Annotated in this window: 18 protein-coding genes and 1 pseudogene; 7 read left to right on the top strand and 12 right to left on the bottom strand. The window is 63.1% G+C overall.

The features are described from left to right. Positions 1 to 38: 38 nt before the first annotated feature. Entirely contained in the window at positions 39 to 638 is a 600-nt protein-coding gene (locus HBH1_RS01070; protein WP_102661253.1) for a LysE family translocator, read from the bottom strand. Between the two features lie 519 nt (positions 639 to 1,157). On the opposite strand from HBH1_RS01070, the gene HBH1_RS01065 reads away from it, so the two are divergent. Both HBH1_RS01065 and HBH1_RS01060 read left to right on the top strand, forming a co-directional pair. After that, a complete protein-coding gene (locus HBH1_RS01065; RefSeq protein WP_233207484.1) occupies positions 1,158 to 1,742 on the top strand; it encodes a flavin reductase family protein in 585 nt (194 codons plus the stop codon). Between the two features lie 182 nt (positions 1,743 to 1,924). Then, entirely contained in the window at positions 1,925 to 2,239 is a 315-nt protein-coding gene (locus tag HBH1_RS01060) for a cupin domain-containing protein (protein WP_102661251.1), read from the top strand. Between the two features lie 49 nt (positions 2,240 to 2,288). On the opposite strand, the gene HBH1_RS01055 is transcribed toward HBH1_RS01060, so the two are convergent. After that, a complete protein-coding gene (locus HBH1_RS01055; protein ID WP_102661250.1) occupies positions 2,289 to 2,972 on the bottom strand; it encodes a response regulator transcription factor in 684 nt (227 codons plus the stop codon). 476 nt (positions 2,973 to 3,448) lie between these two features. Between HBH1_RS01055 and HBH1_RS01050 the strand changes: the two are divergent. Together HBH1_RS01050 and HBH1_RS01045 are read left to right on the top strand one after the other, a co-directional pair. Continuing rightward, a pseudogene (locus HBH1_RS01050) lies at positions 3,449 to 4,287 on the top strand (response regulator). A 59-nt stretch (positions 4,288 to 4,346) separates the two neighbouring features. Beyond that, positions 4,347 to 7,100 carry a hybrid sensor histidine kinase/response regulator gene (locus HBH1_RS01045; RefSeq protein WP_233207483.1) on the top strand — a complete coding sequence of 918 codons (2,754 nt, stop codon included), beginning with the start codon at positions 4,347 to 4,349 and terminating at the stop codon, positions 7,098 to 7,100. Positions 7,101 to 7,132: 32 nt separating this feature from the next. Here HBH1_RS01045 and HBH1_RS01040 read toward each other — a convergent pair whose 3' ends face one another. The 3 genes from HBH1_RS01040 to HBH1_RS01030 form a co-directional block, all read right to left on the bottom strand. Next, a complete protein-coding gene (locus HBH1_RS01040; RefSeq protein WP_233207482.1) occupies positions 7,133 to 7,339 on the bottom strand; it encodes a hypothetical protein in 207 nt (68 codons plus the stop codon). Positions 7,340 to 7,431: 92 nt separating this feature from the next. Next, the gene (locus HBH1_RS01035) at positions 7,432 to 9,228 is read right to left on the bottom strand and encodes a sensor domain-containing phosphodiesterase (RefSeq protein WP_102661248.1); all 1,797 of its coding nucleotides are present in this window, start codon (positions 9,226 to 9,228) and stop codon (positions 7,432 to 7,434) included. A 7-nt stretch (positions 9,229 to 9,235) separates the two neighbouring features. Then, complete coding sequence (locus tag HBH1_RS01030; RefSeq protein WP_102661247.1) at positions 9,236 to 10,978, bottom strand: methyl-accepting chemotaxis protein; 1,743 nt, start codon at positions 10,976 to 10,978, stop codon at positions 9,236 to 9,238. Between the two features lie 249 nt (positions 10,979 to 11,227). Between HBH1_RS01030 and HBH1_RS01025 the strand changes: the two genes are divergently transcribed. Next, positions 11,228 to 12,211 carry a MerR family transcriptional regulator gene (locus HBH1_RS01025; protein WP_102661246.1) on the top strand — a complete coding sequence of 328 codons (984 nt, stop codon included), beginning with the start codon at positions 11,228 to 11,230 and terminating at the stop codon, positions 12,209 to 12,211. A gap of 74 nt (positions 12,212 to 12,285) precedes the next feature. Here HBH1_RS01025 and HBH1_RS01020 read toward each other — a convergent pair whose 3' ends face one another. Beyond that, positions 12,286 to 14,034, bottom strand: a complete 1,749-nt coding sequence (locus HBH1_RS01020) for a methyl-accepting chemotaxis protein (protein ID WP_102661245.1) — start codon at positions 14,032 to 14,034, stop codon at positions 12,286 to 12,288. Between the two features lie 437 nt (positions 14,035 to 14,471). On the opposite strand from HBH1_RS01020, the gene HBH1_RS01015 reads away from it, so the two are divergent. Further along, positions 14,472 to 16,052, top strand: a complete 1,581-nt coding sequence (locus HBH1_RS01015; RefSeq protein ID WP_102661244.1) for a GGDEF domain-containing protein — start codon at positions 14,472 to 14,474, stop codon at positions 16,050 to 16,052. 54 nt (positions 16,053 to 16,106) lie between these two features. On the opposite strand, the gene HBH1_RS01010 is transcribed toward HBH1_RS01015, so the two are convergent. From HBH1_RS01010 to HBH1_RS00995, 4 genes are all read right to left on the bottom strand, one after another. Continuing rightward, positions 16,107 to 17,240, bottom strand: coding sequence for an NAD(P)/FAD-dependent oxidoreductase (locus tag HBH1_RS01010; protein WP_102661243.1), 1,134 nt, complete (start codon positions 17,238 to 17,240; stop codon positions 16,107 to 16,109). A gap of 21 nt (positions 17,241 to 17,261) precedes the next feature. Beyond that, positions 17,262 to 17,612, bottom strand: a complete 351-nt coding sequence (locus HBH1_RS01005; RefSeq protein ID WP_102661242.1) for a RidA family protein — start codon at positions 17,610 to 17,612, stop codon at positions 17,262 to 17,264. Between the two features lie 138 nt (positions 17,613 to 17,750). Continuing rightward, positions 17,751 to 19,271: an amidase gene (locus HBH1_RS01000; RefSeq protein ID WP_102661241.1), complete on the bottom strand. Its 1,521-nt coding sequence runs from the start codon at positions 19,269 to 19,271 to the stop codon at positions 17,751 to 17,753. 19 nt (positions 19,272 to 19,290) lie between these two features. Beyond that, positions 19,291 to 20,505 (bottom strand): MFS transporter, encoded by a 1,215-nt coding sequence (locus tag HBH1_RS00995; protein WP_102661240.1) that lies wholly within the window; start codon positions 20,503 to 20,505, stop codon positions 19,291 to 19,293. Between the two features lie 138 nt (positions 20,506 to 20,643). Between HBH1_RS00995 and HBH1_RS00990 the strand changes: the two genes are divergently transcribed. Further along, positions 20,644 to 21,585: a LysR family transcriptional regulator gene (locus tag HBH1_RS00990; RefSeq protein WP_102661239.1), complete on the top strand. Its 942-nt coding sequence runs from the start codon at positions 20,644 to 20,646 to the stop codon at positions 21,583 to 21,585. Here the strand turns inward: HBH1_RS00990 and HBH1_RS00985 are convergent. Together HBH1_RS00985 and adeC are read right to left on the bottom strand one after the other, a co-directional pair. Then, positions 21,582 to 22,199, bottom strand: coding sequence for a TetR/AcrR family transcriptional regulator (locus HBH1_RS00985; RefSeq protein WP_102661238.1), 618 nt, complete (start codon positions 22,197 to 22,199; stop codon positions 21,582 to 21,584). The genes HBH1_RS00990 and HBH1_RS00985 overlap by 4 nt on opposite strands. Continuing rightward, positions 22,196 to 23,692, bottom strand: a complete 1,497-nt coding sequence (adeC, locus tag HBH1_RS00980) for an AdeC/AdeK/OprM family multidrug efflux complex outer membrane factor (protein WP_102661237.1) — start codon at positions 23,690 to 23,692, stop codon at positions 22,196 to 22,198. Before adeC ends, HBH1_RS00985 begins: the two co-directional genes overlap by 4 nt.

Genomic DNA, 23,692 nt, shown 5'->3' with positions numbered 1-23,692 from the left:
TCGTCACCGGCGGCGATTTTTTTGGGTCAGCTGAATGACTACTGCACGAGCATGAATCCGCCGAAGAGTATGAGAGCAATACCCGACCCCTTGTTCAGAAAGACTCGGGCAAGTTTTTTTTTGTACATTAGTGCCGCGAATAATGAATATGCAATCAAGGTTGCAGAAGTAAAAAATGAAAATGTCAAAGTCATCACCACAAGCTGAGTGGCGGCATCATATTTCTTCGACAAAAACTGGGGGAAGAAGGACGCTATAAAAACAAATATCTTGGGGTTAGTAACGGATATCAGGATGGCCTCCAACATGCACGCCATATAGGTTTTTTTGCGACCATCTTTGCCAATTAATTCCTCATCCGCTGCAAGGAATGTCTTTACACCGGAATATATCAAATAGAGAGCGCCCAATAATTTAACAAGAAAAAATGACGGGCCATCAAGAGCCAACATCGCCAAACCCGCCGATGCGACCGCGCATATGATGATGATCGAAAATGTATTGCCGATAATTGAGGCGGTTGCCCGTCTAAACCCATTATTCCCGGCCAGCTTCATGGCATGAACTACGCTCGGCCCCGGGGAAGCCGCAGAAAAAAACGCAGAGACACAAAAAAGAATCCAAGTATCAAATGGCATTGCCGACTCCCATACCAGTGGAAAAGGAGCCGGCAGACGGCTCTCTATCTAAAACACTCACACAGAGGCTTGCCAAGCAGATTCTGAATCTCCGTTGGCCATTATTTGGCAGTTGTAAATCAAATAGTCGCCAATGAAAATTGCATCCAATCCGCTTTCGTAGAGGCATGCTATGCAGAGAGCAGGCGACGTCAGAACTCAAATTAAATTTAGACTTTATAAATTTAAAATTCTCGCCCCACGGAAAGTTACGATCTCTTTTGGGGTGACTCAATCCACGTCTACTAACAAAAAGTGTTCTATAGTTTCCGTACACCTTTGACTTGTGCGAAGCCAATGACACCTTAAAAAACGTATCCAATTTGAGGTAATCGTTGATGCATAGGCCATTTCTTTCATCGCAATCTGCGTTTCCCCTAGCGCAGAAGTAAGAAACCCTACACCACAGTGCTCGCCAAGTGCATTGATGACTTGCCTCCCATCCTTTCCGTTGAGTGAATGCAAACCAAGGAGTCGATCTTGTCCCATCCCAGTCATTTCCGCCCCGTCGCCCTGGAACACGCCAGCCGCCTCGTCAATCACGGCCCCACGGTACTCATTACGGCCGCCCATGGCGGGCAGCGCAACATCATGGCCGCCGCCTGGTCTATGCCGGTGGAGTTCACGCCGCCGCGCATCGCGGTGGTGATCGACAAGAGCACCCATACCCGCGAACTGATCATGCAATCGGGCAGCTTCGGCATCATCGTCCCGGGTGCCGCGCAGATGGACCTGACCTATGCCGTAGGGAGCGAAAGCGGTCGCGATACCGACAAGTTCACGCGCCACCATATCAATGCCGGCACTGGCCCGGTGCTGGGCATGCCGGTGCTGGAACAAGGCTGCGCTGCGTGGCTGGAGTGTCGCTGGATCAAGGAGAGCCATACCGAGCAGGCCTATGACACCTTCTTTGGCGAGGTGGTCAGCGCCGCCGCCGATGCCCGCATCTTCGAGAACGGTCATTGGTCCTTCACCGACGCCAATGCCGATCTGCATACCCTGCACCACCTCGGCGCCGGCAAGTTCGTGGTGGCCGGCAACCAGCGCCAGGCCAAACTGGACTGAGTGCAGCGGCGGGCCTGGGCGAGGTCTTTCATGAGGCGTCGCCGTCGTCATCCTGACGAATCTCTGACGGGTTTCTGACGGATGGCTGACACCCGGGCCGCGCCCAGCAAGGCTTTCCGGGCAGCGCTATAGTGTGACGACACGCCATTCCTTGAACCGTCGTCAGCCATCCGGAAACCGCCATGAACCAGCCAGCCGCCACCCTCGATACCCCCATCCTTGACATCACACTCGACCAGTTTCGCGACACCATGCTGGCACGAGGCTATGACGAAGTCGTAGAACGACATTGGGACGGGGGCACCGTCCTCGACACCCACACCCACCCCTTCGAAGCCAACGCCCTGGTCGTCCAGGGCGAGATGTTCCTGACGCTTGGTGGCACAGCAGAGCGCCGCCTGGTCGCGGGCGACCGCTTCCAGGTGCAGCCCGGCACGCCTCATAGCGAACGTTACGGCGATGCCGGCGCGACCTACTGGGTCGCGCGCAAGAACTGAACCGACCGCAGTCACGGCGGCCGCGCCAGAAGCCCGGTCAGTTGTCCTCTCAATGCACCTGTAGCGCTTCGGTGAAGCAATAGCCCACGCCATGCAGAGTACGCAGGGGCAAGTCGCCCAGGGTGCTCTCACGCCATTTGCGGCGAAGCCGGCTGACGGTCTTTTCCAGCACGCGCTCGTCAAAGCTGATCCAGTCGGCACCAAAGGCGTGGGCGATGGTCGGGCGGTCCACGACATTGCGTGCGCTATCGGCCAGCGCGCGCAGCAATGCGACCTCGCGCACGTTGATCTCCACCGCATCATTTCGGGGTGCCCGCAAGGTGCGTGCCTTGGTATCGAGCCGCCAGACTTCTGACGCGACCCGACGCAGCAGCACATCGATATAGGCATTGAGCAGATCCGTCTGCTCCGGTCTGGCTTCGCAGAAGTCTGCGCCACGCTGCAGCCCGATCACCCGCTGGGCTGCGGTCTCTTCCTGTCCCGCCAGCAGCAGGATGCCCATACTGCCATGCGCGGCGCGGAGTTGTTCGGTCACCGTGTAGCCGGTCCCGCTGGCCTGTCCGACGTCAACGACGGCGATGTCGCAATCCTGCGTCGGCATCAACAGCTTTTCGCCATCCGCCATCACGCTCAGCACCTTGTGTCCCTGTTGCTCCATCAGCTTGCGTATGACGCGTCTGCCGCGGCGAGGCCGGCTCGGCTGAATTTCTTCGATCAACAAGATATTGGCCATTTCGTTTTCTCCTTACTACTCGCATTCATTCTTGAGCGGCCTGATCGAAAAAAATAAGGGAATCCGATCAGCCAAAAACTGCCAATGCGTCCTTCCCCTTTTCCAATCGCGGTTCCAGACTTGGCGATGAAGGAATTTATAGAAGAAAACTTAGATTTTCACGCGTCGGCTTTTGCGTCTTTCACGGATTTTTATTGATGAAGGAAAAATATTTTTCGCCGACATCTTTCGGTCGATTCTGCCAGTCTGATCATGGAAGGCATTGCCGAAATTTGCTATGGCCACGACGCATTCGGCAGCATGAACGCGATGCATACCGAAAAAAATCCGGTCTCCCCTCGTCGTTATTTTGCTGGTTGCCCTCAATGTTTTGATAGCGGGAAAAATATGTTCCCAAACGGAATTATTGCGTCGCTTCGCCTCCATTTCGGGGTAACTTCCCGTCGTAACTTCCGAACATTCTTCACGAGGTGAACATGAGCCACAGAACCAAACTCAACACACACGCCACACATACCGCACACACCGGCCTGTTGGCCGGACAGCGCATCCTGCTTGTCGATGACTCCGAGGAGGACCGCATGCAGCTCTCCGGTTTCCTGCTGCGCCACGGGCGCGACTGTATGTCGCACGGGACGGGCAGGACGGCTACCACAAGGCGCAGACTGTGCGGCCCGATCTGATCCTGATGGACATCCGCATGCCGGTCTATGATGGGCTCACGAGCTGCCGCCTGCTCAAGGCCAATTCGGTCACCCGCAACATCCCGCTGATCTTCCTTTCGGCAGCCGATGCCAGTGAAGAAAAGATCTCGGGTCTACGGGCAGGTGCGGTGGATTACGTGACCAAACCGTTCGATTTCGAGGAAGTGCGACTGCGCCTGTGCGTGCATCTGCGCTCACCGGTGCACCAGGAGCTGGCGCCCCTGCCAAACACGTCCGGCAGCAGCGCCGCAGACGTCTCACCGGCAACGGTGGGGACTTCCGTCAACAACAGCACTTTCGATGTCGTACTGTTCGAGGCGGCGCGCCGATTGATACTGGAAAAAATCGACCAGCCGATGGGTCTGCATGTCCTGGCCGCCTCCGTGGGGACCAATGCGCGTCGCCTCTCCGTCGCCTTCAAGCATTGCTGCGGCGTGACGGTCTTTGATTTCCTGCGCGAAGAGCGCATGAAGGAAGCCAGGCGCCTGCTCTCCGAAAGTACGCTGGACATCGGTGCCATTGCGCTGGCGATCGGCTACAGCAACACCGCCAACTTCTCCACGGCATTCCGGGATCGCTTCGGCATGCCGCCCAGCCAGTTCCGCCGCTAGCCATTGCGATGATGTGGGCGTCACGCTGGTGTTTGTTGCCTGTCCTGTGGGTCGCATTGGTGTGGCCCACAGCAGCCTGCTCGGCGCAGGCCATCGATCTGTCCCGGTTGCAGTACAGCGAGTCCATCACCCAGTATCTGCAATTGCTGCGCGATGAGGGGGCCACGGAGCAGTTGTCTTCCGCCATGCAGCGCACGGAGTGGGAGAACATCAACGTCTCCGTCCTGCAGGAGGGCTATCGCGAAGGGGCCTTCTGGTTGCGTGGGCAACTGCGCAACGACAGTCCCGTCCCCGTCACACGCTGGCTGGCCATGGGATCGGCGCGCCTGCAGGAGGTGCAACTGCATCTCTCGGAACCGCTCACGACCGGTGTCCCCGGGGCCGGACTACGCTGGCAGCCGCCGCAGTTCGCCGGCACGAAGTACACCTCTGCGCGCCGCGAGGTGCAGGGTCGCACTGCCCTGTTTGCGCTGACGCTGGCAGCGGGCGAGCAACGCACGATGGTGCTGCGGGTGGCCGGCAGCTCGGTGATCGAACTGGGTGTGGCGCTGTGGGAACCCGCCGTGTTCCGGGAGGAAGAAGGTCGCGAACTGGCCATCCAGGCCTTCGTCATCGGCATCGCCTTGGTGCTGGTGACGTACGCGTTGATCCAGGGCGTGGAGTGGCGCGATCGCGGTTCCGTGCTGATGGCAGTGTGGATCTGCTCGGCGCTGCTCTTCATCCTCAGCTTCCAGGGCTATCTCTACCTCTACCTGCTACCCGGAGGTGGCAGCTGGCTGGTACGCCTCCCCGTCACGCTGGGCTGCCTGACCACCCTGCTCCATCTCAGGATGAGCTACGTGCTGGTCAGCCTGGATCAGCTGCCGCGCTGGGAAAGGCGCTGGAAGCGGATCTACGACGTCATGAGCGTGGTGCTCATCGTGGTGACCACATGGATCGCAGCAGGCGACTTCCGCGCCACCGCCCCAGTGGCCAATGCCATCGCCGCCACCTGCTATCTGATGTGGGCCGCATCGATGCTGCATGGCTGGCGCCACGGGCTGGACAATGCGCGCTTGCTGGCCATCTCCTTTGGCCTGGCTTGGTCGGCGATGTGGCTGAAGATGCTGGAGCTCAACGGCCTGATTGCACACGGCATCCTGCCGGACTGGCAGTTCGCCACCCTGTTCCAGCTCGGCCTGCTCGGCGTGGCCTCTACGATGGTCGTCGGGCGCGCCCTGCAACTGCATCACAAGTTCGAGCAGATGCAGTGGTCCGTGCTCTCCCTGCGCGTGCGCGAACAATTCAAGCTGGAACAGGAGGTCAACCATCGCACCAGTGAATTGCGCGCCGCCCTGGAGGTTGCCGATCAGGCCCGTCATTCCAAGAATGGCTTTTTCACCAGCATCAGCCATGATCTGCGCACCCCGCTGACCTCCATCCTCGGCTTTGCCGACATGCTACAGGCCGCCGGTGGCGAACAAGGGCGGTATGGACGCATCATCGTGCGCAGCGCCCGCCACATGCTGTCCATGATCAATGACCTCATCGACTACGCCCACGGCGACCGCATGGACCTGTCGCAACCCAGGCCCCTGTATGTGCATGGGTTGCTGCAGACCATCGGCCAGGAAGGCGCGGCCCTGGCCCGACGGCAGCACAATGCTTTCAGCCTTGAGGTCTCGCCGGCCCTGCCACCGGTGCTCAGGATCGACGCCCCCCGGCTGCGCCGCCTCCTGGGCAACCTGCTCGACAATGCTGCCAAGTACACCCGCGAGGGCAGTATCAGGCTGGAAGTCGGCTGGCAGGCGGCGGCCGTGCGCTCCGGCATGGGTGTCATGGAAATGCGGGTCAGCGATACGGGGAGCGGCATTCCCTTACACTACCAGGCAAGCGTGTTCGAGCCTTTCGAACGGGCCGGGGCCGACCGCACGCAACCTGGCCTGGGCATGGGGCTGGCCCTGGTACGTCAATGGATACAGCAGATGGACGGGCAGATCGCCCTGCACAGCCAGCCAGGTCAAGGCACTGTCCTGACCTTGCAGCTGCCGGTCGCCATGGCGGACGAACAGGACATTGCCCGTGACGACTGTCGCGAAGACAGCAACACGCATCCCCTCATCGATGGAACTGGTCGCCGGCTACTGGTGGTGGAGGACAGTCCCGACATCGCCGACCTGCTGGTAGAGCAACTGGAAATGCTGGCCTTCGAGGTGGAACGGTATGCAGACGGCGAAACCGCCATCGCACGCATCACGCAGACCGACAAACCCGCTCCGGCGCTGGTGCTGACCGACTACCTGCTCCCCGCGGCAAAGGGAGGCGAGGTCCTGCGGGCCACCCGCCAGCATCTGCCGGGCGTGCCGGTGCTGTTGCTGTCGGCAACCCTGCGGCCGCCAACAGACCGACCCGATGACCTGGCATTCGATGCCTGCCTGCTCAAGCCGGTCAACTTCATGGAATTGCAGGAAACCCTGGCACGCCTGCTGGGCCTGCCGCTGCCGCAGCTGGGCGCGGCGCTGGCAGGAACGGTCGCAGCGGTCGGGACGGTCGCAGCCGTTCCAGCCGCCAGCGAGGCGGCCGAGGATACTGCCGGACCGAGGCCACTGCCGCCGCAGGAAAGCCTGCAGCAGGCACGCGTATTGATCGACAGTGGTGCGGTCTCGGATTTGCTGGACTGGTGCGATGCGCTACTGCAGCAGCATCCGCAGTGTGCCGGGTTCCAATCCAGGGTGGGTCAATTGCTGCGTGAGGGTGACCTGTTCGCCGTGGAAGCCCTGGTCAATGCAGCGCTCGACCAGCAGAGAGGGCCGGGGAGTGAGGATGTGTCTTGAGCCCGCGCCGGGATGCGCTTACGCAGGTCCGCTCATTCGCCGCCACCCGCGCTACCCGCCTCCACCGGCACGGCAGGCTGGTCGCCGCTACGCGCCCGTTCGGCATTGCGCACATTGATCTGGTACTGCAGCTCGGCGTGTTCATAGGCCAGTTGTTCCTTGGGCGAGCGGCTGCAGCCGCCCAGCATCAACACCGAGGCGCTCAGGAGAAGCAGCAGGAGGGGGGCAGGACGGGGCATGTGGATAGTCTCCATCGTTATATTTCTGCCCGGCAATATACTCCTCACCAATCCTCATCGCAAGCGCGGCCGTAAGCGACCGGCCGTTCGCTTCAATCCCGGGCCGCGATCCAGTCCCAGGTATCGGCGGCCGCCATGGGTCGGGCGATGCCATAGCCCTGCCCGTATTCGCAGCCCAGGTGCTGCAGGATGCGCCGGCATTTCTCGGTCTCCAGGCCTTCGGCCACCACCGCAAATCCCAGCTTCTGGCCCAGATGGATCATCGACGGCACGATCTGCTGGTCGGAGTAGTTGCTCTCCATGGTGCGGATGAAGGACTGGTCGATCTTGAGATAATCGGCAGGAATGTTCTTGAGATAGCTCAGGTTGCTGAAGCCGGCGCCGAAATCGTCGATGGCCACCTTCACTCCCAGTCGCTTGATTTCCTGGATCTTGCCGTAGAGCTTTTCCGGATTCTTGCTCATCGCGCTCTCCGTGAACTCGATCTCGATCAGCCCGGCCGGCAGACGGTGCCGCTGCAATTGCGTGGCCAGCGCATGTACCAGATCGTCGTTGTCGAAGTCGCGTGCCGACACGTTGATGGCCACTGCAATGGCACGGCCCTGGCGCATCCAGGCAGCAGCCTGCTCAATGCCGTGCTGCAGGACCCACAGCGTGACCTGGCGGATCAGGGCGGTCTTTTCCGCCAGCGGGATGAACAGGCCCGGCGAGATCGGCCCATGCACCGGGTGGCGCCAGCGCAGCAGCGCCTCCACCCCTGCACACTGGCCTGACATCAGCGCCACCTTGGGCTGGAACTCCAGCCACAGTTCATCGGTGGCCAGCAGTGCCCCGGGGATGGCCGACAGCAATTCGAAGGAATGCTTCTGCATGCGCCCCAGCGGCTGTTCGTAATGACACTGCAGGCTGCCGCATTCCCGCGCCACGTCGATGGCGGTCAGCAGCGCCGGTACCAGTTCATTGTCGTCCGCGCACTGCGACATCGGCACGATCCCCACCGAGATGTCCAGATGATGCGGAATCCCCTGATACGCCACGGTCGCCGCGAAGGCCTCCTTGATCTGCTCGGCCTGGGCCTGCCAGACGTCGCGCCGCTCTAGATAGGCAAAGCTGGTGGTGCCGATGCGATAGAGCGCGATGCCTCCCAGTGCCTGGCGCAGGCGTTCCTTGGCTTCGATCAGGAAGCCTTCCACGTAATCCCAGCCGAGCGCCTTGATCATGTCGGCCAGATAGACGTGCTCGCACACCTCCACCGCCACCGCCACCGCCGTGAGCTTGTCGAGCCGGCCGTCGACGCTGCGCAGCGTCTGCAGGTCGCCTACCAGGCGGCTACGATTGGGCAGCGATGTCAGGCTGTCGACATAGCTGGCGTCGCGCAGGATTTCCAGCCGCGCCATCACGATGGCCGCCAGCCGCTGCAGGGTGGCCGCTTCCTCGTCGCTGAACTGCTGACGCGGCGACTTGCCGATCACGCACAGCGTCCCCAGGTACAGGCCTTCCCTGGTCTGCAGCGAAGCCCCCGCATAGAAGCGGATGCCCGGCTCGCCGGTGACCAGCGGGTTGTCTGCAAAGCGTGGGTCCTGGCAGGCATCCAGCACCACCATCACCTGGTCCTGCTCGATGACGTGGCTGCAGAAGGATTGCGAACGCGGCGTGGACTGCGCCTGCAGCCCGTGCCGGGACTTGAACCACTGACGGTTCTCCGCCACCAGCGAGACCAGCGCGATCTCGGTCTGGAACAGCCTGGCGGCCAGGTCGGTGACCAGGTCGCACAGCGCATCGGGCTGGCTGTCGAGCAGGCAGTAGCTGTCCAGCACGGCCAGGCGCCGCTGTTCTTTTTCGGACGGCACGCACAGTGCGCTGTCCAGTCTCAGGATGTCGGCATGCATGGCAGGCTTAGAAGGTGACCCATTCATCGGTGCCGCCAGCCAGCTGGCGGGCGGGCAGCGGTGTGCTCAGGCGCGGTTCACGCGGGGTGCGCGGCGCAGTGTGGCTGGCAGTACGCCCTGCAGTATTGCCCACGCTGCGCGGGGCCGCAACCGTATCCTTCGCCACCAAGGGCGCTGCCTCTTCCTGCACCTGGGCGGCATCGATACGGAACACACTCACCGCCTGCGCCAGCTCCTGGGCCTGCTGTTGCAGCGATTGCGAAGCCGCTGCCGCCTCTTCCACCAGTGCCGCATTCTGCTGCGTCACCTGGTCCATCTGCCCCACCGCCTGGCTGACCTGCTCGATGCCGGAACGCTGCTCTTCACCGGCGGCGCTGATCTCGCTGATCATGTTGCTCACCCGCTGCACGCTCTGGACGATCTCGCGCATGGTGTCGCCGGCCTCGTTGACCAGCACACTGCCGGATTCGACCTTGGCGACCGAATCACTGATGAGGGCCTTGATCTCCTTGGCCGCTGCGGCCGAACGCTGCGCCAGGCTGCGCACCTCGGTGGCCACCACGGCAAAGCCGCGCCCCTGCTCGCCAGCGCGCGCCGCTTCCACGGCGGCATTCAACGCCAGGATATTGGTCTGGAAAGCGATACCATCGATCACGCTGATGATGTCGACGATCTTGCGCGAAGAGGCATTGATATCTTCCATCGTCTCCACCACCCGGCTGACCACGCCACCGCCGCTGCTGGCGATATCCGACGCCGCCTGCGCCATGCGGTTGGCCTCGCGGGCATTGGCCGTGTTCTGCTGCACCGTGGAGGTCAGTTCTTCCATCGAGGAAGCGGTTTCCTCCAGCGAGCTGGCCTGCTGCTCGGTGCGCGAGGACAGGTCCAGGTTGCCGCTTGCGATCTGCGAGGATGCAGTGGCGATCATGTCGGTCCCCCGGCGCACACCGGAGACGATGCCCACCAGACTGGCGTTCATCTCCTTGAGGGCAGCCAGCAGTTCGCCGGTTTCATCCCGCGAGCTCACCTGGATGCGCGCCGTCAGATCGCCACCGGCCACCTGACGTGCCAGGCGCACGGCCGTAGCCAGCGGGCGGGTGATGTTGTTGGACAACCACCAGGCCAGCAGCATCGCCAGCACCACCGAAATGACGCCGCCACCGATGAGGGTGTTGCCGGTCACCGACTTCAGGCTGGCAGCTTCCTCGGCGCGGGTACTCAGCAGGGACGATTCGGCGCGATCCATCTCGCCCAGCAGGGCGCGCATGCGGTCCATCTCGGTCTTGCCCTTGCCGGCCTGCTCAAAGTTCACCACGGCGGCCATCTGTTCACGGCCGTCACGCACCGCGCGCCGCAGCGCGATGGCCGGGTCGATGGCCGAGGCCAGCCAGCGTGCCTCGGCCTCACTGATCTGCTGCAGGCGCTGCTGCTGGGCCGCATTGTCGGCGGTCAGCTCACGGGCCTTGGCCAGATACTGCTTGAAGCTGGCGTTGCCCAGCTGGTAGGGCTCCAGCGAGGCGTCATTGCCGGTCAGGGAAAAGCCACGCTGGCCGGTCTCGATGTTGACCAGGCTCTCTAGCATGCCTTGCACCTGGTCGCGCACATCGTAGGTATGCACGTTCCATTCATTGGCGGCCCCCAGGCGAGCGAAGTTGGCGTAGGCCACACTGACCAGGATCACCAGGATGGCGGCCACCATGCCGAAACCGATATACAGGCGGGTGCCGATTTTCAGGTCAGAGAGTTTCATGATTATTTTTCCGTTGAGACAGACAAGGTTCCTGGAGAGACGGCGCCCCGCACACCGCGGGCGCCGCTTGCTTTTTTATTTTTCACGTTCACAATCTTGCAAATGCGTGACATACTGATAAAAATCACTAAAACAAACACGCATCTTTTCGGTGCATTTGTGCTTAAATTCAAAATGCAACGGATTTGAACGGATAAATAGGAAAAATATCCGTATTTCTTCAAATTATTTTTAATTGCCAAAAAAACAATGGATCATGTCACCCCTCAACCCGACGACCTGACCGATCTCCCCCTGCTACGGCCCGGCGCCGTGGCGCGACAATTGGGCATGTCAGTGGAGACCCTGCGCGCCTGGGAGCATCGCTACGGCATTACCTCCTCGCAGCACAGCGGCGGTGGCCAGCGCGCCTATTCGCAGGACGACCTGCAGCGACTGGGCTGGATCAAACGGCTGGTCGACGCCGGACACCGGATCGGCAAGCTGGCCGCCCTGTCACCACAGGAGCTGGAGTCGCTGACCCTGAGCTTGCCGGGTACGGAGACACCCGCGAGCGACCAGGGCGCAGCGATGTCGGCGTCGAAGCGACTGGCCGTGGTCGGCCCCTGGATTTCCACCAAGGCTGGCAGAGAGGCACTGGTGCGACAGCATTTCAGGATCACCGTCGCCGTCGAGTCGCTGGATCAACTGGACCTGCGCGGCGTGGAGAGCGACATGCTGGTGCTGGAGAGCGCGGTGCTGGAGAGCGACCTGGACCTGCGGCTGAACGAGCTGCGGCACGCCCTGGCCCAGGTACCGGTATTGATCCTGTACCGCTTCGGCTCGGCGGAGGTGGTGGCGCGCCTGGAACAGGCCGGTCATCGACTGCTGCGCAAACCCATGGATGGCCTGGACGCCGACTGGCTGGGCAACCATATCCAGCGCATCGAACTGTCGGCCACGGCCACCTCATCGGAGGATGAAGCCAGCGTACCGCTGCCGCGTTTCAGCGAGAGCGACCTGGCCCTGATCTCCGAGGCATCCGACCGCATGCAGTGCGAATGCCCGCGCCACCTGGCCGAGCTGTTGACCGCCCTGGCCGGTTTCGAGCGCTACAGCCGCCAGTGCGAAGATGAATCGACAGAAGAAGCAGCGCTGCACCGGTCGCTCTGCATTGCCGCCGGACGCGCCCGTCTGCCACTGGAAGAAGCCCTGCAGCGCCTGACCCAGGTAAAGGGCATCACCCTGCCGTAGTACCCGGCGCTGACAAAAAAAAGCGCGCCCGATGGGCGCGCTGTCGACACTGCAAGGCACTGAACGCTCAGGGATCAGAACTGCTCCCAATCCCCTTCTGTCGCAGCCACCGCTGCACCCCTGGCCGGTGCCGGTGCCGCCGGCAAGGCCTTGGCCACGGCCGGAATGCTCCTGGCCTGCGGCTTGCGCGGCAAGGCCGGCGCATGCGGCGAGATATCCACGCTGCGCGCCGGCGCCATATTGACCGCACCGGCGGCTGGACTACGTGCCACTTCGCCACTGCTCAACCGGAAGATGCTGACGGTCTCGCACAGACGGCCGGACTGCTCCTGCAGCGATTGCGCCGCCGCAGCTGCCTGCTCCACCAGGGCCGCGTTCTGCTGGGTCGTTTCATCCATCTGGACGATGGCCTGGTTGATCTGCTCGATGCCGTCGCTCTGTTCACCGCTGGCGGCGCTGATTTCGGCCACCACGTCGGTCACCCGCTTGACGCTGGCGACCACCTCGCTCATGGTCGAACCGGCCTGCTCCACCAGACGACTGCCGCTTTCCACGCGCTCCACCGATGCGTCGATGAGGCCCTTGATCTCCTTGGCCGCCGCCGCGCTGCGCTGGGCCAGCGTGCGCACTTCCGAAGCCACCACCGCAAAACCGCGCCCCTGCTCACCGGCCCGCGCCGCTTCCACCGCCGCATTCAAGGCCAGGATATTGGTCTGGAAAGCAATGCCATCGATCACGCTGATGATGTCCACGATCTTGCGCGAGGCATCGTTGATCTCGCCCATGGTCTGCACCACCTCGCCCACCACACTGCCACCCTGGATCGCCACGGCCGACGCGGTCTCTGCCAGCGTATTGGCCTGGCGTGCATTGTCGGCGTTCTGGCGGACGGTAGAAGTCAGTTCCTCCATGGCCGAGGCCGTCTCTTCCAGTGCACCGGCCTGCTGCTCGGTGCGCGAGGACAAATCGAAGTTGCCAGTGGCAATCTCGGCCGAAGCGGTATTGATGGTGTCGCTACCCTGCCGCACTTCGGTGACGATGCGATGCAGGTTGTCATTCATAGCCTTCAGTGACGCCAGCAGCGCACCGGTCTCATCGCGGGAGGTGGCGTGGATCTGCACCGTCAGGTCGCCGGCCGCCACTGCGGTGGCCACTTCCACGGCCTCATTGAGCGGCCGCGTGATGGAACGGGTGATCAGCACCGCACACAGCACCGACAGGATGACGGCGGCCACCGACAGCAACAGCATGATGTTGACCGCCATAGCGGAGGCGGCGTTGGCACGCTCCACGCTCTTGTCCATGAGCTCGGACTGGAAAGTGGTCATGGCCTTGAGCGCGGCGAAATACTTGTCCTGCACCGCGATGGTCTGATCGAACAGCTGGGTGGTTGCCTCGTCCCTCTTCTGTTGCTGGATCAGCTCGACCACCTTCTTGCGCTCGCGGGTGTAATCGTCGCGCGACTGCTTGAGCGCATCCATCAATTCACGCCCACGCGGCGTGTTGATCAGCTTGTCCATCTGCGCCAGGTGCTGGCCGACTTCAGCCGTATTGAGCTCGACCCGATCGAGGTATTTCCTGGCCTCCTCCGGGTTGCGCGCCAGGATGGCATTGCGCAGGCTGCGTGCGGCGGTATTGATCTTGTCGCTCATCTGGGCGCCGATGGCGACCTTGACGTAGCGGTCGTTGACGATCTCCTCGGTGGCGGCACTCACCGTCCACAGGTTCTTGATGCCCACTCCGGCGATGACGCACATCACCACGATCAGCGCCGCAAAGCAGGCACCGAGCCGAACGCTGATCCTGATATCCGTGATTTTCATGTTGACTCCCCCTTGTATGAATACTTCAGCTCCCAAACCACCCTGAATCCGCTTATCCGGGCTCACTCCCGCATCCGGAATTCCCCGACTATAAACGATTTATTTATTAAATTCGACAAATACGGTAATAGCGTTGGATTTTGACCTCATGCGACTCTCATGTCATGAAAAGATGACATCGATGCTGCGAGGAACGATGATCTTTTCCCGCCGAGACCCGTCACAACAAGCCGCAAACCCGCTATCTAAGCGATAAGCATTCGCGCCAACAAAACAACAGGGCATTTAATGCACATCAAATGCGCCCGTCTTTCCCGCGCACAAAGCATTGCAACAAAGGAAATAAAAGCACGGATGCGCTAAAATACAATTGGTTAATTTGATTAATTTGATTTCAAGTTGACATGATAGCCTCGTTGTCACCGCGGAGAAACGCCATGCCCCTCAAACGTCTCAACAACAAGGTCAGGATCACGTCCATCGTGCTGGCCATCCTGGGCAGTGCCATGTTCGGCTATGCCCTGCTCAACGGCAGCCTGGCCGGACGCCAGGCAGCGCTGAAGTCGGGGCAGACGGCCACCATGAATATCGCCACCGGTCTGGCCACCCAGGTCAATCTCAGTTTTCGCGCAGCCGACCTGCTGTTGCAGGAAATCGCCGCACTGGACAACAACAATCCGCTGGATCGGCGTGACATGCGCAAGCTGGTGGAGGAATTGCTCAATCGACAGAGCCGGCTCTTTCCCGAGATGGACACCCTGCTGGTCATCGACGAGCAGGGCCGCATCCTGCAACGCTGGCCGGCTGGCAGCAATATGTCCACCACCACCCTCTCCACCAGTCCCGACGGGCCGGCATCCACCTCGGAAGGCGGATTGAAGATCGGCGCGCCGATGATCAGCCGCGTCACCGGTCACTGGGTGATCCCACTGGCCCGCACGCGCATGCGCCAGGGCAAGCCGGCCGGAGAATTCCGGCTGGGCGTGAGTCTGGAGCATTTCCAGCGTCTCTTCGACGAGGTGAATATCGGGGCGCAAGGTTCGCTGCTGCTGGGTAGCCGCGACGGCGTGATGCTGCTGCGCCGTCCCTTTGGCGAACAGTTCCTCGGCAAGAACATGGTGGAGTTGCCGCTCTACCGGGATCACGTACGCCAACGCTCCTCCGGTTGGGCCGACATCAACTCGATGCAGGACGGCATACGACGGCTGCACTACGTCACGGGGGTGCCGGACTATCCGCTCTTCGTCAGCGCCGCCCTGGCCCACGACGAGATGCTGGCCGACTGGCACGCCGCCCAGGCTTCACAACTGCTGGTGATCGTCGCCGCGGCCCTGATCATCGGTCTGCTGACCGCCTACCTGCTGCGCGTGGTCCGCATGCGCGATCGTGCCGAGGATGAAATCGAAAAGAAGAACCTGTCCCTCAAGCTGCTCACCGAGAACCTGCGCGCCCAGGCCATGCTGGATGGCATGACCGGCATTCCCAACCGGCGCTACCTGGATGAACAACTGCAACTGGTGATGCAGAACGCCAGCCGCAGCAAGAGCGCGCTGTCACTGGTGATGCTGGATGTGGATTACTTCAAGAAATACAACGACCTCTATGGCCACATCCAGGGCGACTACTGCCTGCAGGACATTGCCCGCACGCTGCAGATGGTGCAGCGCCGGCAAGGCGACCTGGCGGCGCGCTACGGCGGAGAAGAGTTTGCGATTCTGCTGCCCGATACCGACCTGGCCGGGGCGCACAGGATTGCGCAGAAGGTGGTGGACGCTGTCCGGGCGCTGGCGATCCCGCATGAAGGCAACGCCCATGGCGTGGTCACCATCAGTGCGGGGGTATACACCTGCGCGCCGCGTCCGGAGACCCGCATCGAGGACATCTTTGCCGGCGCCGACCGCGCGCTATACCGGGCCAAGGACGACGGACGCGACCGCGTTGCGGATTACCAGCCGCCCCACACGGTGGTCAGTGGCAAGGCCGGGCAGGATGGGCGGTCCGGGGATGCCTCGGCCTGATGCCTGACGTCGATGGCAAGGCGATCGGCACAGGCATCAGCAAAGGCCGCGGCCTCAGCCGATCCGGGCCGGACTCAGGGCGTCGGCCTGCACGCCGAAGCGGGCGATATGCTCCGGTATCGACTGGCCGCGCACCAGCGCCGCATAGGCCTCGCCGGCTGCGGGGGCGGACTGGATGCCATAGCCGCCCTGCCCGGCCGCCCAGAAGAAGCCCGGCAGTTGTGCATCGTAGCCACCGACGAAGCTGCCATCGGCCACAAAGGAACGCAGACCGGCCCAGATATGCGCAGGCCGGCGGATTTCCAGGGTGGTGCCGTTCTGGATATGGTCGATGGCAATGGCGATATCCAGTTCCTCGGCCTGCACATCCTGCGGCGGCACCGGATCGGCATTGGCCGGGGACCCCAGCAGCAGGCCGGCGTCGGGCTTGATGTAGAACGCCTGGTCCACCGGCATGAACATCGGCCAGTGGGCGCTGTCAGGTGGCGCCGCAAAGGTAAAGGCAGAACGACGGCAGGGTTGCAGACCGATGCTGGCGGCTCCGGCCAGGCTGCCGATCTGATCGGCCCAGGCACCGGCGGCATTGATGACCACCCCGGCGCGCAACGGCCCCTGGGAGGTGCCGACCTGCCACTCCTGTGCAGCCTCGTCACGCACGATGGCCTGCACCTCGGCATGGCACAGCAGCCGGGCACCGGCCGCGCGCGCACCGCGCAGGAAACCCTGGTGCAGGGCATGCACGTCGATGTCGCTGGCTTCTTCCTCATAGACCGCGCCGATCAGGTCTTCCCCGCGCAGCACTGGCACCATCGCCAGGGTCTGCTCGCGGTCCAGGCGCTGCACCTTGTCCGATACCGAGCGCACCAGCGCTTCGTGCTCATCCAGCTCGGCCCGCAAGGCCGCACCGGCATAGAACAGCGCACCACGCGGCGTGAGCAAGGGATGTTCGGCAAAGCCCTCGGGCGGATGGTCGAAGAAGGCGCGACTGGCGCAGGTCAGCGCCCGCACCTGCGGCGGCCCGTAGCTTTCCATGTAGAGCGCGGCCGAGCGGCCGGTACTGTGATAGCCCGGCTGGGACTCGCGCTCCAGCAGCAGCACGCTGCCATGCGGCGCCAGCCAGTAGGCGATGGAAGCGCCGGCAATGCCGGCGCCGATGATGAGGTAGTCCACCCGCTCTGCTGCGCTCATGCTCATGCTCCCGGTGGTCGATCAGAGCGCGGCCACGACGGCCACTTCCACATCCAGCCCCGGCAGCATCAGCAGTGCCTGCACGCAGGCCCGCGTGGGCGCATGGCCGGTCGGCACCCAGGCTTCCCACACCGCATTGAAGGCGGCGAAATGCTCCGGGCTGGACAGCCACACATTGGCCGAGACGATCTGCTCGCGAGAGATGCCCTGCGCCTGCAACTGCGCATCGATCTTGGCCAGCACTTCGCTGGCCTGCTGCGGGATGGGTGCGCCGGCGTTGTCAGGCACCTGGCCGGAGACGAAGGCAAAGCCGTTGGCCACCACCAGCTGGCTCATGCGGGCATTGGTGTTGAAGCGTTGGATAGGGTTCATGTTTGCGCTAATCGAATAAAAAATAAGTATTCACCAAGATCAGAAAGACGCTCACCGTTCGTGCTGGGTAGCGCCTTCGATACGGCCCTGACGGGCCTACTCAGTCCGAACGGGTTCAGATTGATGGGTCACTGCAGCTCAAACGGCAGGGCCACCCGCCGCGCCGGCTGCCTGCCCCTCGAAGATAGGCGGATGCGTGACGATGGACTTCAGCGGCGCCTGCACCGTCTTCAGTTGGGCGATATCGGGACGTGGCCGGCGCAGCGCGACGTCGCCGTCGAAGGCCTGCTCCAGCGCCGCCGCACAGCCCAGCAGGCGCGCATCGCCCCGGAACGGGCCGGTGACCTGCAAGCCGAAGGGCATGCCGCGATGGTCGCGTCCGCACGGTAGCGAGATCGAGGGATTGGTCGCCAGCGTGACCACGTAGGTCAGGGCCAGCCAGCGGTAATAGTTTTCCAGGGCGACGCCATTGACCTCCTTCAGGTACAGCTCGCTCCACGGGAAGGGCGACACCGGCGTGGTCGGTGAGACGATCAGGTCGTAGCGCTCGTAGAGCTGCTGGAAGCGCCGGAAGATACGGGTCTGCTCGCCCTGCGCCCAGGCGCAGTCGGACAGGCTCATGGCCGCGCCCATCTCGTAGTTGGCGCGGGTATTGGGTCCCAGCGAGGACGGGTCGCGCCGGTAGGCGGCCTCGAAGCCGGCCACGAAGGCCTCGGCCCGGATCACGTCGAAGGCGCGATGCGCTTCGCCCATGTCCACCTGCACCGGCTCGCACACCTTCACCAGACCGGCGATGGCGGCGATCTTGTCGCGGAATACCTGGCGGATGCCGTCATCGACCGCGCACACGCCGAAGTCCTCGGTGTAGCCGATCCGCAATTGCGCCAGGTCGATCTCCGGCAAGGCTGCGAATTCGCTATCGCTGACCGCATAGCCCAGCGGATCGCTGGCATGCAGACCGATGGTAGCGCGCAGTTGCAGGACCGTATCGGCCACGTCACGGCCCATGGGACCGACCACCGAGATCGGCGTCCAGCCCAGGGTCTTGCGCTCGCTCGGCACCAGTCCCGGCGAGGGACGGAAGCCCACCACACCGCACTTGGCCGCCGGAATGCGCAGCGAGCCACCGGTATCCGAACCCGAGCACAGCGGCAGCAGATCGGTCGCCAGCGCCGCCGCCGAACCGCCTGAGGAACCACCGGCATTCAACAGCGGATTGAAGGGGTTGCCGGTGGCGCCCCACACCGTATTGCGACTGTTGGCACCGGCCCCCATCTCCGGCACGTTGGTCTTGCCGGCGACGATCGCCCCGGCTGCACGCAGGCGTGCCACCAGTGCGTTATCGCGCTCCGGCACATTGCCGCGATAGAGCGGCGAACCGTAGGTGGTCAACAGGCCTGCAGTCTCCTCCAGGTCCTTGATACCGATCGGCAGACCGTGCAGCAGGCCCAGCGGCAGGCCGGCCATGACGGCCTGCTCGGCGGCGCGTGCTTCGACGCGGGCGCGCTCGAAGCAGGTGGCCGTGACCGCATTGATGTGCGGATTGATGGTCTCGATGCGGGCGATGCAGGCTTCCAGCAATTCGACCGGGGACAATTGCCGGCTGCCGATCAGCCGGCGCAGTTCGACCGCGCTTTTTTCGACGATGTTTTCTTGCATGCTTTTCCCTTGGTTTGGTTCAGGCCGGCTGCATCTGGCCGGCGGTCTTGGTGGTGCGGATGAACAGGCTCACCAGCACCGAGAACAGGGCCGCCGCGATCAGGAAGCCGAAGGCGTAGTCATAGTTGGCGAAGGCGCTGACCAGGAAGCCGATCACCAGCGGCGAGATGAAGCCGGCCAGTTGACCACCCAGATTGACCATGCCCACGCCGCTGCCCACCAGTTGCGCCTGCAGCATCTTGGTCGGCAGCGCGATGCAGGTGGCCAGCACGAAGGACTTGAAGAAGTAGGCCAGGCATTGCCAGGCGATCACACCCTCGACCGTGGCCGCGGTGTACATGCAATAGACGAACACCGCCGTCAGCAGGGAACTGGCGATCAGCAGGATCTTCTCGCGGCCGTCGAAGAAGCGCACCATCACCCAGCCGCCGATGGCGGTAGACAGGCCGGCCATGATGTAGGGCAAGGGCAGCAGCAGGCCGACCGCCTTCAGGTTCAGGCCGCGCACGGTCATCAGGTAGGTCGGCATCCAGCTGTCCAGGCCCTTGTTGATGATGGACAGGCCAAACCACACCGCCACGATCTGCCACATCAGCGGCATCTGCAGCAGCGCCTTGAAGGCGGCCTTGTTGATGGCCTTGCTGCCCGCCACGCCATGGCGCACCGGACGCACGCAGAACCAGTACACCAGCGCAAACACCAGACCGGCGATGCCGATGGTATGGAACACCGCGCGCCAGCCGAAATGCAGGATCAGCGGCGCAATCAGCAGCGGCGCCAGCATGCTGCCCACATAGTTGGACGACATCAGCAGCGAAGACATCTTGGGCCGTTCCTCGCGGGTGAAATGTTCGGCCACACCCTTCACGCTGGCCGCCGGGAAGGCCCCCTCGCCCATGCCGAACACGAAGCGGATCACCACCAGGCTGGTGATGGACCAGGCCATGCCGGTCACGCCCGTGAAGACAGACCACAGCAGGATGGAGATGACGATGACCGGGCGCGAACCAAAGCGGTCGGCCAGCCAGCCGCCCGGCAGTTGCAGCAATGAATAACCGAGGAAGAAACTCGACAGCAGCACGCCCAGTTCGGCCGGCTTCAGCTGGAACTCACTGGCGATCTGGGTGGCTGCGAAGGTGATCGCCGCCCGGTCGATGTAGGAGACGCACCAGCCCAGATACAGCAAGACCAGCACCAGGTATTTGTACTTGCCCTTCGTTACCGCAGTATCCATGAAGCATTCCCTTCCGGCATGACGACGGTCGCACGCCGTCGATTCGTGGATTCATCCTAAGCCGGCCCATGGTTTGCCACAAGTACAAGTTTTCGAATAACTGATTGCCGAATCGGCAAACCGATCTACAATCGTGGCATGTCCATCATCCATACCCGCGTGTTGCAGGAGACTGCGGTGCGCTACTTCCTCGAAGTCGTGCGGCGCGGCTCCATCACCGAGGCCGCCAACACGCTCAATGTCGCCTCCTCGGCCATCAGCCGCCAGATTGCACGGCTGGAGGCGGAGCTGGACACGCCCCTGTTCGAGCGCGTTTCACGCGGCATGCGCCCCAATGCCGCCGGCGAATTGCTGGCCGCACATGCCTTGCGCATGCAGCTGGAGGCCGACCGCATCGGCAATGAACTGGCGGCCCTGAAGGGATTGCGGCGCGGCGAGGTCAAGCTGGCCACCACCGAGGGTTTTGCGCTGGAGTTCGTGCCGGCCGCCATCGAACATTTCTGCCGCCAGCACAAGGGCATACGCTTCCAGCTGACGGTGGGCAATGCGGTGCATGTGGCGCAGCAGATCCGCGAAGGCGCGGTCGATCTGGGCCTGACCTTCACCATGGCACCGGACCCCGACATCAAGGTCGAGTTCGCCCAGCGCGCGCCGATCATGGCGGTGATGCGACCAGACCACGAACTGGCCCATCGGCGCCAGGTCACGCTCTCGGAACTGGCGCCCTACCCGCTGGCCATGCCGCAGAAGAACATCACCATGCGCCGTCTGATCGACGCCTGCTGCAGCCGTCGCAACGTGCTGCTGGAACCGACCATGGCGGCCGATTCCATCAGCGCCCTGCTGTGCTTCGTGATGTCGGGCAATGGCATCGGCTTCTCGGCGGCGCTGCCCATCCGCAGGCTGGTGCGCGAGGGACAACTGGTGGCACGACCGATCCGAGACAAGGACATGAACACCCTGCAACTGGAAATCCAGTCCCTGGCCGGACGCACTCTGCCCGATGCGGCCCGGGCCTTCCTCAATACCCTGATTGCGCGTGCCAGCACCCCGCATGCCGCTTCCTGGCCGGTAGCCTAGGCTTCTTCCGGCTCCAGGGCACTGGCACCTTGCAGCACCAGCAGCGGCGCCAGATGGAAGGAGCGCTCCAGGCGTGCCTGAGGATCTTCCATGTGCTCGGCGACGACGCCCATGCAGGCCGCCACCAGGCAATGCGCCACATCGATGGGCGTCAATCCGCGCCGCAGCTCGCCCCTCTCGTAGGCGATATTGAGCACTGAAGTGAGGTGATCCAGCGCCCGCAGGCTCAGGATTTCCAGACGGTCACCCAGTTCCTCGGGCAATTCGGGCGTGCCGCGATAACGCAACACGACTTCCATGCGCCGCCGCTGGCGGACATCACGCAGGCAATCCAGCATCTTCAGCCACAGCACCTCGCGCAGCAGGAGCAGCGGCTGGTCGCTCTGGCGATAGACCGCCAGCTCGCCGCCGATGTCGAAAGGCCAGACCATGTCTTCGAAGACCGCCTTGACCAACGCCGTCTTGTCGGGAAAGTGCCAGTACACCGCCCCGCGGGTGAAGGCCGCGCTGGCGGCTACGTGTTCCAGCGTGGTGGCCCGTACGCCGCGCCGGGCGAACGCCGCCAGCGCGGCGTCGAGCAGGATGGCGCGGGTCCGGTCGGCACGCGAGGTCATGGCGCAGCGGTGGCAAGGTCGCCGGTCACCGGCGTTCCTGTGCGCTCTATCCAGCCGCCGCCCAGGGTCTTGTAGAAGGTCACCAGGTTGGTCCAGCGCGATAGCTGCGTGCCGATCAGGGTCTTCTGCGCCGAATACAGCGTGCGCTGTGAATCCAGCAAGGTCAGGTAGCTATCCACCCCGCTGTTGAAGCGCGCCTGCGAGAGCCGATACGCCTCCCCGCTGGCTTCTACCAGCGCTTCCTGGGCCTGCAGCTGGCGACCCAGGGTATTGCGCTGGGCCAGGGCGTCGGAGACTTCCTGGAACGCAGTCTGGATGGCTTTCTCGTATTGCGCCACGCTGATATCGCGGCTGACGGTGGCGATGTCGAGGTTGGCCTGGTTGGCGCCCCCATCGAAGATCGGCAACGAAATCTGCGGCACGAAACTCCAGGAACCCGAACCGCCCTTGAACAGCCCTGCCAGGCGCGCGCTGGCGGTGCCGGCGTCGGCAGTCAGGCTGATGCTGGGATAGAAGGCCGCGCGCGCAGCGCCGATATTGGCATTGGCCGCACGCAGGTTGCGCTCGGCTTCGACGATGTCGGCCCGCCGCTGCAACAGTTCGGAGGGCAGCCCCGGCGGGATGGTCGCCAGAGGACTGGCGGCGGCCAGTGCCGTATCCGGCAAGCCATTGGGCAGCAGGCGTTGCGGCAGGTCCTTGCCGACCAGCAGCACCAGGGCATTACGGTCCTGATCGACCTGGGCGGTGTAGCTTTCCATGTCGACCCGCGCACTCTCCACACTGGTCTGCGCCTGGCGCAAGGTCAACGCCGAGGCCGAGCCCAGTTCGGCACTGCGCTGCGTGAGCGCATAGCTGCTGCTCTGGCTGGACAGCGTGTCCCTGGCCAGGCGCAGCCGGTCCTGGTCGGACGCCAGTGTCAGCCAGGCCGTGGCGACTTCGGCGATCAGGCTGATCTGGGTACTGCGGCGCGCTTCGGCGGTGGACAGGAAAGATTGCAGCGCCTGCTCCTTGAGGCTGCGCACGCGTCCGAACAGGTCCAGCTCATAGGCACTGAAGCCCAGCGTGGCGGTATAGCTGCGCGCCGTCAGCGCGCGGCCGGTAGCGGAAAGATCGGCTGGCGTGCGGCTGGCCGATTCGCTGGTGGCGGCATTGATGGTCGGGAACAGCGCCGCCCGCTCCACACCATATTGCGCACGGGCCTTTTCGATATTGAGCACCGCCACGCGCAGGTCACGGTTGTTGGCCAGGGCCAGTGCGATCACCTCTTGCAACGCGGGATCGGTGAAGACGTCACGCCAGCCGATATCGGCCACGGCGGTGGTGGTGGCGGTGGCGGCCCCGCCGGTATCACCCGAGAAGTGCGCGGCCACCGGTGCTGCCGGCCGCTGGTAGTCCGGCATCAGGGTGCAGCCGCCCAGCAGCATGGCCACCAGCAAAGGCGTCATCAGCAAGCGGAAAGGACGTGCGGTGCCCGGGGTCAGGGAAGGTGTCAT

Source organism: Herbaspirillum sp. BH-1, assembly GCF_002870055.1.
Lineage (GTDB): Bacteria > Pseudomonadota > Gammaproteobacteria > Burkholderiales > Burkholderiaceae_D > Herbaspirillum > Herbaspirillum frisingense.
Note: the sequence above shows the minus strand (reverse complement) of the source record. Positions and strands in the feature narration are given on the sequence as shown.